This window comes from Streptomyces sp. YGL11-2 (assembly GCF_050054615.1).
Taxonomy (GTDB): domain Bacteria; phylum Actinomycetota; class Actinomycetes; order Streptomycetales; family Streptomycetaceae; genus Streptomyces.
On sequence record NZ_JBNHIN010000040.1, the window covers coordinates 1 to 10419 of the forward strand.

A 10419-nucleotide genomic window follows, 5' to 3' on the forward strand; every position below is an offset into this window, starting at 1 on the left:
CAGTAGCCGGCACCGCAGCCAGCACCCCTGCCCCAAGCCTCACTCCGAAACGGACATCAACTCGCGAACCGCCCACTTATGGGGAAGGGGATTTGGTGAGGCCCCCGGGGGACGAAGGCGACGGGGCATCGGCGCAGGGCACGGCACGCGCCGTCCAAGTGCTCGAAGCACTGCGACGCGTCTGGCACCGGGGTTCTCGGCCGCTCCGACGATCCGCTGATGGGGCGCCAATTCTCGCGGAACGGCCGCGGTCCGACCTCTGGTGCCACGCTGTGCAGCCAGTCAGGCGGCGGGAGCGTTGCCGGGGTTCTGAACGCCAGGGTCCAGCACGGGCGGCCCGGCTATATTCCATGTGTGGACGACGATCACGGGCAACTCCTCGCGGGCCGCTACCAGCTGAGCCGACTGCTCGGCCAAGGTGGCATGGGCGCCGTCTGGCAGGCCCACGATGAGCAGTTGGGGCGGGACGTCGCTGTCAAGGAGTTGCGGCTGCCCGAGCATTTGGGCGAGGCCGAGCGGCAGAACTGGATCGCCCGGCTCGACCGCGAGGCCCGCGCCGCCGCACGGCTGAAACATCCGGGGATCATCACCGTTCATGACCGGATATCCGGCCTCGATGGACGGCCCTGGATCGTCATGGAGTTGGTGGACGGCGGGTCCCTGGCCGACCTCATCGAGGCACAAGGCGCGCTCACGCCCCAGCGGGCCGCCGACGTCGGGCGACAAGTGGCGGCTGCGCTCGGCGCCGCGCACCGGAGGGGGATCACTCACCGGGACATCAAGCCCGCCAACATCCTCCTCGAAGAGGACCGGGTCGTCCTGACCGACTTCGGGATCGCCGCCCTTGAGGGAGACGCCACCCTCACCGCCACCGGCATGATCATGGGCACACCCGCATTCATGGCGCCCGAACAGGTCCGGGGCCTGCCCGCAACGGCCGAGTCCGACCTCTGGTCCCTGGGCGCGACGCTGTACGCCGCCGTGGAGGGCCGCGCCCCGTTCGCCGGGACGGCCCCGAGCGCGGTCCTGGTCGCCGTCGCAACGGAGCCGCCGATTCCGGCCGTGCGGGCGGGGGCGCTCGGCCCCGTACTCGACGGGCTGCTGCACAAGGATCCAGCAGCGCGCCTGACCATGGATCAGCTACAGGCCCAGCTGAACGGGGCCGCCGTCGTATCGCCAACACCCGGCATGGTGCCACCCGTTACATTCCATCCCCCCACGCTCCCGGCGTGGAGCCCCGCCGTGGAGCAGCTCGCGGCGCAGCCCACCGTCGGCCCGGGGCCCGCACCGCGCCGACGTATCTCAGGAGGGGTCAAGCTGGGCGCGGTGGTACTGGCGATCGCGCTGGCTTTGGGTGCCGGGTACATCCTTGACCACCGAGGCGGCGACAACAGCACGTACGAGACCAACCGGAGTGTGGCCGACGGCCTGACCGTCCCAACGGGCTTCTCGCGGCCGACCACGACCCGCACCCGCGAAAACTGGGCACAAGTGACGTACAAGTGGCCCGACCCGTGCGTCGATCATTGTGCCAACCAGGTCCGCCTGGCCAAAGAGTGGCTGAGCCGGCAGGCGGGCGTAGCCCGGGTCGACACCCTCGGGGCCGAACACGGCGGCTGCCTCAACGACGAGCACGGGTGCCCCATCCTCCTCGAGCAGGTGCCGTCGTACAAAGACCCGACCCTTCAGGGCGCCGAACTCCAGACGGTCGGCAACCGGCTCTCCTTCCGGGTCGACGTGGGCCGATAGCCGCCGGCCGCTTGCCCCCTGACAGATGGCGTCCGCAGTGTGTACTCGCGATCACCGCTGGCCCCTGGTCATGCGGCGGTCATCGCATAACTCTCCGAGTAGCGAAGCTCGTTGAGTGAGAGGTGCAGTGATGGCCTTGTCCCAGCAAGACTTGCTCCGCCTCATGGAGTCACTGCGTACGGCTGACGGAATCGAGTTGATCAGGATCCTGGGGCTCAGTGGATCCGGGGTAGCCGACTTACTGGCGGGCTCGCGTATTCAACTGTCGCCAGTTCGCCGTGGAGTCCAGCCTGTCGGTGACCGCGTGTAGTCGGCGAAGGTATCAAACTCCACCTGGCCGGGGGCGCGATCCGGTTCGTGGTGACGTGGTGTAACCGAGGGCGTTGTTGACGATGGGGCTGACCTCGGCCACGGTTGGCTTCAGCGGGATCCGGTAGGTGACCGGAATGCTCGATGGTCTGGTCGACACTGCCCAGAGACAGGGAGCCAGTGGAACGCGCGAGGGACCGATGCACGGAACAAGATGCCCTCGTCGCAATGGGATTCGACTCGACACGATCAGCGGCAACACGGGAGTGACACGGGTGATACCGCACATACAGCTGCCGGGGCACGCGGCCGGGTGGACCTCGAAGGACCGAGTGGTGATCGCCGGTGACGGTGCTGGTCATGAAGGCCGACGCATCGTTCTGGGACTCACTGGTGTTCGACGGGATCGACGACCTGGCCGTCGAGGCGGTGATGGCCGTCTTCGGCACGGTCGACGTGGTGGCAAGAGGCCGGGCGGCCGGGGCGGCTTGCCCCGACTGCAGTGGCTTCTCGGACCGCGTACACGACTCCTACCAGCGCAGACTCAGGGATCTCCCGCTCGGTGAGTTCCGCGTCGTGATTCTGTTGACGGTCCGGCGATTCATCTGTGGCTCAGCGGACTGCCCGCGCCGGACGTTCGCCGAACCGTTTGCTCAGTTGACCACCCCGTACGCGCGCTTCACCAGCCGACTCAACCGCACACTGGAGCACATCGGGCTGGCACTGGCCGGACGGGCCGGCTCCCGACTGGCTGCCCAACTGGGCTTTGACGCAGGGAGGATGACCTTGCTGCGCCGGGTCATGGCACTGCCGGATCCGCAGCCCGGCACGCCGCGGGTGGTTGGTGTCGACGATTTCGCCACCCGGCGTGGACAGTCGTACGCCACTGTGATCACCGACGGCGAACGCCATCACCCGATCGATGTCCTGCCCGGACATGAAGCGGCACCGCTCGCAGCATGGCTCACCGCGCACCCCGGTGTGGAGATCATCTGCCGGGACCGCGCAGGCGCCTACGCCGAGGGAGCCCGGCTCGGTGCCCCTGACGCTCTCCAAGTCGCCGACCGGTTCCACCTGTGGCAGGGCCTCGGCCGGGCCGTGGAGACCTGCGTCGCAGCCCACCGCGAGTGCCTGCGCGCTCCGACACCGCCCACCCCGTCGAACACTGACACGCAACAAGGAGATCCGGGGCTTCCCGGTCTGGAGCCTGCTGGACGGCGGGCCCAGCGCAAGAAGGCCGCGCACGCCCTGGTCCACGAGCTGCTCAAGCAGGGCCACTCACGTCGGGCGATTGCCCGACACCTGGGCTGGGGCCTCAACACCGTGCTGCGCTATGCGAGCGCCCCACACTGGCAGAACACCCTCCGCGAAAACCGGCCCAGGCCCAGCCCACTGGACCCCTACAAGCCTTACCTGGAACGACGGTTCGCCGAAGGCTGCACGAGCGTCACCCGGCTGCACCGTGAACTGCTCGCCGAGAACGCACCCGTCACCTACCAGATGGTCCGCGCCCACATCGCCACCCTGCGCGCCTCCCCACCCCAAGCACCGCCACCACCACCGACGGTGCGGCAGGTGACCGGCTGGCTCACCCGCCATCCCACCTACTTGAGCGACGACGACCGCACCGCCTTGAAAGCCGTCCTGGCCAACTGCCCCGAGTTGGACACGGCCGCCGAACACATCCGCGGCTTCGGCGAGATATTCACCAACCGCCTCGGAACCATGCTCCCCGGCTGGATCGACGCCGTAGACGCCAGTCAACTGCCCGGTCTCACCGGCTTCGCATGCCACCTGCACCGCGACTTCGACGCCGCGACAGCCGGACTCACCCTGGAATGGAACTCCGGCGGCACCGAGGGCGCAGTGAACCGCATCAAGAAGATCAAGAGACAGCTCTCCGGTCGAGCCGGATTCGAACTACTCCGCAAGATGATCCTGCTTCAGTGACCCTCCGCGACCACTCCCCAAGATCTGTGCCAGAACCCGCTTCTCGGGGCTGATGAGCATTCTTGATTTCAAGGAGCTCCATCAGCTCGTCGGCACCGCGGCGCAATAGGGGTTAACCGTCAGCATCGAACGCTTCAGCAGACTCCTCAGGCGCCGGTAGACCACAATCCATCTCGGGGCCCACGCGCCCTTGATGGGCGCGCTCCCCACTCGACCGCCCGGCCTGCAAGGGCCAGACGGCCTCTCATGCCCGCCACCGGCCGCCCCTCAGAATCACCCCAACCCACCGCCGGACGATCACTACCAATCCGACGGCCCCCCTTGCCCTGGAAGATCGACGAGGCACCGTTGGGCCAGCGCGGGCCCCATTCCCCGGAACCGCCCGCATCATTCATTCCCTGGGAACGCACGCCCCCGGTAGCCCTTCCCGCCCGTCTGGCGACGTCCCGAAGGCAGTGCCGGCACCGGTCGCGAGACCATCGCGCCGCGACGCTGCCACCGGCGTCCCACCACGCTGAAGCCCGGATCCTCATCAGATACAGGATCACGGCGATTGGCTACCGCCTGCGCGGCTACCGGCGGACTACGGTCGGCGCATGGAGATCATCGTCGTGTACGAGCTCGACCAACCGGCGAGCACGACCGACACCAGACCCGGCGAGGCCGGGGCCCTGGTCCGACGAGTGCACGCAGCGCCCGGCGCTCCAGGAGCGCCGTCCTCCCCCGGCCCACGGACCTTCTGCGGCAAGGACACCTTCGCCATGGAGACATCCTCCTGGCGGCCCTCGGAACACCCGGGTTCACCGTGGTACCCGCAGGCGTACGCCGACCGGGTCTGCGGTAACTGCGACAGCGCGATGGAAGACGAAACCTGAGCCAAGCCCACCGGATAGCACTGACAGCGGCCAAGACCCCCGGTCTGACCCGAACCCCGGGACGAACATTTGGAAGGCGTGTTGGGGGCAACCCCGCACGAGTTCGAATCTCGTATCCTCCGCCGGCAGAAGGCCCGGACCGTTCAACAGTCCGGGCTTTCGTCACTCTCCCTCCCGCCGGAGGGCCGAGCACCGCCGGGAGGGTTGGACTACAAGGAGAGCTGGTACTCGTGGGCTGTGTGCGTCGGTAGGTAGCCGAGCTCGTCGTTGACGCGCCGTGCGGGTTGTTGTCGGCGGTGTCGGTCGGCAGGCCGCCGAGGTTTCGAACTGGGACTCGAACGGCTCCTCGACGGATGGGAGGCCAACCTCCCGGTCCGGCCCTGACGATCCGGCAGCGTCACTTGCGGGTTCATCGGGGAACTCCACACCCCGACGCCGACCTCCGCGCGCCGAACCCCCGATGCAGCGCGATGTTGCGAAACGACCCGTCAGGGCTTGCACAGATCGGCGGACGCCTCGTCACATCTCGTTGTCGGGCACGGCGACCAGCCCCGGGAGAAGTCGATCCGGTCCCGGTCGTCTTACGTCGGCCGACGGGGTATCGAGGGAGGACGCCTCGCGGAGGGCCTCACCGAGGGTCCCGAGCGCGCACCGCCACCGCGCACAGCGGAGTGCCTGGCAGCCCGGTCAGTTGCTCGGATGAGAGGCTGCCCAGCCGTGTTCGAGCAGCGCGAAGACCTCGTCGGCGGCTCGGCGCGGACGGCACCTGCCGGCTGCTGTTCGGTGACGGCACCGCCGAGGACTTCGACCTGGTGGTCGGTGCCGACGGCGCCTGGTCACGCGTGCGCCCGGCTCTGTCGCCCGCCATACCCGGCTACACCGGTGTCACCTTCGTCGAGACCGGGTTCGACCACTGCGATACCCGCCATCGCGACCTCGCTCGGCTGGTCGGCAACGGATCGATGCTGGCGAAGGGCGCCGGCAGGTCCTTGGTCGCCCAGCGCAACAGCAACGGCCACATCCGCGCCTACATCGCGCTCCGCGCGCCCAAGGACTGGCATGAGGGCGCCGGTGTCGACCTCGGCGACCAGCGGGCCGTGCGGACATATCTGTTGAGGTTGTTCGACGACTGGGACGAGAGCCTGCGCTACATCCTGCGCAACAGCGACCACGAGTTCATCCACCGGTCCCTGTTCGTCCTGCCCGCCCCGCACACCTGGGATAGCGTTCCCGGCGTCACGCTGCTCGGCGATGCCGCGCACCTGATGCCACCCGTCGGGCTGGGCGCCAACCTCGCCATGCTCGACGGCGCCGACCTCGCCCACGCACTGGTCACCGAGTCCAGCGTCGACGACGCCGTCCGCGCCTACGAGAGCATCATGCTGCCGCGCTCGATCGAGGCCGCGACGGGGAGTGCGAAGGGACTCGACAACCTCGTTCCCGCGACGGCCTCCTGAAGCGACTTGTATCCGACCGACTGACTGAGCAGGGCAAACAGGTCAGCGATCGTGAGCCGCAGGCGTCGCTCCGGCCACCCCACGGCCGGCGCAGCATGGGGGTAGGCGGCCAGGAGTCTGTCGAGACGTTCGTGTCCTGCCTTCTCGGCAAGCTCGGGCTTCGCGGCCCCGTTCAGCTCGGTCGCGTACGCCTACCGGCGGGGTTGGTGCTCTGATGCGGGTGCGGACAGCGGCCGGCCGTGCGGCATCGAGGTGGTCGCCTGGACGTATGGGTGAAGCAGCCGGCCGGCGCCGGCTAGGACGACGCTCCGCCCATGGCCAGCGCGGTTCGCGCCAGCCCGCGCAGCCAGGCGTGGGCGTGGTCGGTGTCGTAGCGCTGATGCCACGACAGATATATCGGCGCCGACGGCAGTTCGAGCGGGAGAGGGAGCACGACTAGGCCGAGGTCGGCGACCGCGGACCGCGCGGTGGCTTCAGGGACGCTGATCAGGAGATCGGAGCCGCGCGCGAACTCCAGCGCGGCAGCTTCCGTGGGCGCGGTCGCCACCACGCGGCGGGTGAGGCCGAGCCGCGCGAGGGCGTCGTCGAGGGCATTGCTGAGGTTTCCACGTCGCGAGACGGTGACGTGCTCAGCGGCGGCGTACCGCTTCGCGGTGACGGTCCTGACACGAGTGAGCGGGTGCCCCTGCCTCACCACGATGACGAGGCGGGTCTCGCCCACCTTCTCGGCACGAATGTCCGGTGCGCTCGGCCGGTTGGCGTTCGCCTCCAGGTCGACCTCTCCACGCCGCAACTCGGGGGTGTCAATGCTCGATTCCGCGACGAAGCGCAACCGCACGCCCGGCGCCTGTCCGCGCACGGCCGAGAGCAGCGCGGGGCCGCTCAGGGCGACCAGGGAATCGTGCCAGCGGAGTGTGAAGGTGCGCTCCAACGTTGCCAGATCGAGTTCACGGCTCGGTGCCAGCACCCCCTGGACCTGGTGCAGCAGCTCGTGCACCTGTTCCCGGACGGCGATCGCATACGGCGTCGGGGTCATCGTGCGGCCGGTGCGCACCAGGATCTGATCCCCGGTCGTGCGACGGATTCGGCCCAGACTCCGGCTCATCGCGGGGGCGGTGACATGCAGGCGCGCGGCCGCCCCGGCCACACTGCCCTCCTCCAGCAGCGCGTCGAGCGCGGCCAACAGATTCAAATCCAATTGCATGCGAGTAATCCTAGCCGTGCCTGACATGCATTTGAAGTCAATCAAGGGGCTGTATACCTTCGAGACCAGGGCGCTGAACCGAGCGCACAGTTCGACTCGAACGGCCTCAACACCCCCTACTCACAAGGGAGTTCACCATGTCCGAAACGCTTCAGACCACTGACGCCGCCGCCTCCGACGCCGACCTGCTCGCCCAGACTGCGATCGCCGTGCGTGCGGCCGGTTCGGCGCTGCGCGAGCGCTTCGGCGAGGTGGTCCGCTACCAGACCCGCGAAGAGCTGATGCGCGCGCTCGCCGTCAACGACGACACGGCCCTCGACATCCTGCGCCCCCGCCTTGGGATGCTGCGCCCGGATGCCGGCTGGGTGGAGGACGAGCTCGACGGCGGGGCGCTGCCGCCCGGCGAATGGTGGGTCGTGGATCCGGCCGAAGGCAACGTCAACCACCTGCACGCCCTGCCGGAGTGGGCGGTGACCGCCACCCTCGTGCGAGACAACCAGCCGGTGCTCACCGCGGTCCACCTGCCGTTGACCGGCGAGACCTACACCGCGCTCACCGGCGCGGGCGCCCACCTCGACGGCCGGCCGCTGCACGTCTCCCAGACCACGGACCTCGGCCTGGGCATCGTGGCCACCAGCCAGGCCCGGCCCGACGAGGACGAGAAAGTCGTGCGACGCGTCGGCTCCTCGATCACCGCGATGCTCTTCGACGCACTCGTCGTGCGCACCGCCGTGCCCGCAACCCTGCACCTGACCAACGTGGCCGCCGGCCGCATCGACGCCTTCTGGCAGTTCGCCGGCGCCCGCCCGGACCTGCTCCCCGGCGCACTGCTCGTCACCGAGGCCGGCGGACAGATCTCCGACGCCCAGGGCCGCCCCTGGACCACGCAGAGCGAAAGCCTCCTGGCCGCCGCCCCCGGCGTCCACGCCCAGGCCGTCGCCACGCTCTCACGCTGACCGCGCACCACAACCCGCACCCACGAAAAGGACCACATCATCATGACCACGATCGCAGTTCTCGGAAACGGCCGCGTCGGCGGCAACCTGGCCACAGCCCTCACCCGGGCAGGGCATGAGGTGACCGCGGCGGACCGCACGCCGGGCGCCGCCGCCGACGCCGCCCGCACAGCCCAGATCGTCATCAACGCCACCCCCGGCGCCAGCTCCCTGGACCGGCTCGCCGCCCTACGGGAGGAACTGCGCGACAAGATCCTCGTCGACGTCTCCAACGCCACCCTCGACGGACCGGACGGACTGCCCGTCGACCTGATCTACCCCGGCTCGAGCCTCGCCGAACAACTCCAGGAAGCACTCCCCGAAACCCGCGTCGTCAAGACACTCAACACCATGCTCTTCCCGGTGATGACCGCGCCGGCCACACTCACCCAGACACCGACCGCGTTCCTCTCCGGCGACGACCCGCAGGCCAAGCAGACCGTCCGTGAACTGCTCACCGACCTCGGCTGGCAAAAGGCGTGGATCACCGACCTCGGCGGAATCCAGACCGCCCGCGCCACCGAGGCCGCGATCCTCTTCGTCCCGCACGTCATCCGGACCACCGGATTCACACCCTTCGCGATCTCGATCGCCCGCTGACCGTACGCATCGCACCGCCACCGGCAGGCCCACATCCAGAACGGCTCCGACAGCGCAGCCAGGGCCGGCGATTCAGCGCCGGACGGCATCACGCTGCCGCTGCTCCACTCCTGCGACTTGCAGAGATGGGAACAGTCATTCCAATCCGTGTCGTTTCGCCAGCTCCAGGAAGGTCCTCATCATGTCCCTCGACCCCCAGATCGGTGCCCTGCTCGATAAGTTGACCGAAGGAGGCGAACCGGCACCGGAGAGTCGAACGGTCGCGGAGAACCGCGACCTCGTGAGCAGCTTCTCCACCCTCGCGGGCGACGTCGAACCGGTCGGCAGCGTGCGCGATGCAGTGGCCGCCGCCGAAGGACTCGAGGTTCCCATCCGCATCTATGCCCCCGCCACCGTCCGCCGCTCCGGGCCGCTGCCCGTGACGGTCTTCTTCCACGGCGGCGGATGGGTGCTCGGGGACCTGGACAGCCAGGACCACATCGCCCGCATCATGGCCAACCGCTCCGGCACGATCGTGGTCTCCGTCGACTACCGGCTCGCGCCCGAACACCGCTTCCCGGCGGGGATCGAAGACGCCTACGCCGCCCTGACATGGGTCGCGGCCCACGCCGGAAGCTTCGGCGGCGACGGGCAGAACATCGCGGTGTTCGGCGAGAGCGCCGGCGGCAACCTCGCCGCGGCCCTCGTGCAGGAAGCGCAGCGGCGCGGGGGACCTCGGATCGCACTGCAGGTACTGGCGTACCCAGCGGTCGACCGGTTCGACGACAGCCCCTCCATGTACGAGAACATGGCCGGACCGCTGTTGAGCCGCAGCTGGCTCGAGTGGTTCTGGGGCCTTTACCTCAACACGCCCGACGAAGGCACCGACCTGCGCGTCTCGCCGGCGCGCTCCGACGAGCTGGCCGGGCTTCCTCCCGCTGTCATCGTCACCGCCGAACACGATCCGCTGCGGGACCAAGGTGACCGGTACGCGCAGAAGCTCGCCGAAGTCGGCGTGCCGGTCACGCATCTCCCGATCAAGGGTGCCACCCACGCCTTCTTCTCGTTCACCGGGTCCGTGCAGCTCGCACGGGACGTCTTGAATCAGCTCGGAGATGCCGTGGCCACGGCGTTCAACAACTGACCCGCCCACCGTTGTGACGATCATCAGGCAGCGGCTGATCTCCCAGATCGTCGCAGGAACCCGGACTGCGTGAGGCGCCGACTGCATCGTCCGCGCCAGCGCAGCCGATCTCACGGCGGGGGGGGGGGGGGGGGGGGGGGGGGGGGGGGGGGGGGGG

Annotated in this window: 8 protein-coding genes; 7 read left to right on the forward strand and 1 reads right to left on the reverse strand. The window is 69.0% G+C overall.

Going from position 1 to position 10419, the window contains the following annotated elements:
- The first annotated feature begins 354 nt into the window (after positions 1-354).
- The 4 genes from ACO1BR_RS32300 (at position 355) to ACO1BR_RS32315 (ending at position 6340) form a co-directional block, all read left to right on the forward strand.
- Entirely contained in the window at positions 355-1749 is a 1395-nt protein-coding gene (locus ACO1BR_RS32300; RefSeq protein ID WP_426798651.1) for a protein kinase domain-containing protein, read from the forward strand.
- Between the two features lie 669 nt (positions 1750-2418).
- Entirely contained in the window at positions 2419-4008 is a 1590-nt protein-coding gene (locus tag ACO1BR_RS32305) for an ISL3 family transposase (RefSeq protein ID WP_426798652.1), read from the forward strand.
- 596 nt (positions 4009-4604) lie between these two features.
- On the forward strand, positions 4605-4883 hold the full coding sequence (locus ACO1BR_RS32310; RefSeq protein WP_426798653.1) for a hypothetical protein: 279 nt from the start codon (positions 4605-4607) through the stop codon (positions 4881-4883).
- A gap of 671 nt (positions 4884-5554) precedes the next feature.
- Positions 5555-6340 carry an FAD-dependent oxidoreductase gene (locus ACO1BR_RS32315; RefSeq protein ID WP_426798654.1) on the forward strand — a complete coding sequence of 262 codons (786 nt, stop codon included), beginning with the start codon at positions 5555-5557 and terminating at the stop codon, positions 6338-6340.
- Between the two features lie 295 nt (positions 6341-6635).
- On the opposite strand, the gene ACO1BR_RS32320 is transcribed toward ACO1BR_RS32315, so the two are convergent.
- A complete protein-coding gene (locus tag ACO1BR_RS32320) occupies positions 6636-7544 on the reverse strand; it encodes a LysR family transcriptional regulator (protein WP_426798703.1) in 909 nt (302 codons plus the stop codon).
- A gap of 137 nt (positions 7545-7681) precedes the next feature.
- Here ACO1BR_RS32320 and ACO1BR_RS32325 point away from each other — a divergent pair, with 137 nt between their 5' ends.
- The 3 genes from ACO1BR_RS32325 to ACO1BR_RS32335 all read left to right on the forward strand — a co-directional run bounded on the left by ACO1BR_RS32325 (position 7682) and on the right by ACO1BR_RS32335 (position 10262).
- The gene (locus ACO1BR_RS32325; RefSeq protein ID WP_426798655.1) at positions 7682-8500 is read left to right on the forward strand and encodes a 3'(2'),5'-bisphosphate nucleotidase CysQ; all 819 of its coding nucleotides are present in this window, start codon (positions 7682-7684) and stop codon (positions 8498-8500) included.
- Between the two features lie 42 nt (positions 8501-8542).
- A complete protein-coding gene (locus tag ACO1BR_RS32330; protein ID WP_426798656.1) occupies positions 8543-9139 on the forward strand; it encodes an NADPH-dependent F420 reductase in 597 nt (198 codons plus the stop codon).
- Positions 9140-9320: 181 nt separating this feature from the next.
- The gene (locus ACO1BR_RS32335; RefSeq protein ID WP_426798657.1) at positions 9321-10262 is read left to right on the forward strand and encodes an alpha/beta hydrolase; all 942 of its coding nucleotides are present in this window, start codon (positions 9321-9323) and stop codon (positions 10260-10262) included.
- Positions 10263-10419: the final 157 nt, after the last annotated feature.

Coding starts and splice junctions, on each gene's coding strand:
- ACO1BR_RS32305 (WP_426798652.1), top strand. CDS start 2,419: ATGAAGGCCGACGCATCGTTCTGGGACTCACTGGTGTTCGACGGGATC.
- ACO1BR_RS32310 (WP_426798653.1), top strand. CDS start 4,605: ATGGAGATCATCGTCGTGTACGAGCTCGACCAACCGGCGAGCACGACC.
- ACO1BR_RS32320 (WP_426798703.1), bottom strand. CDS start 7,544: ATGCAATTGGATTTGAATCTGTTGGCCGCGCTCGACGCGCTGCTGGAG.
- ACO1BR_RS32325 (WP_426798655.1), top strand. CDS start 7,682: ATGTCCGAAACGCTTCAGACCACTGACGCCGCCGCCTCCGACGCCGAC.
- ACO1BR_RS32330 (WP_426798656.1), top strand. CDS start 8,543: ATGACCACGATCGCAGTTCTCGGAAACGGCCGCGTCGGCGGCAACCTG.
- ACO1BR_RS32335 (WP_426798657.1), top strand. CDS start 9,321: ATGTCCCTCGACCCCCAGATCGGTGCCCTGCTCGATAAGTTGACCGAA.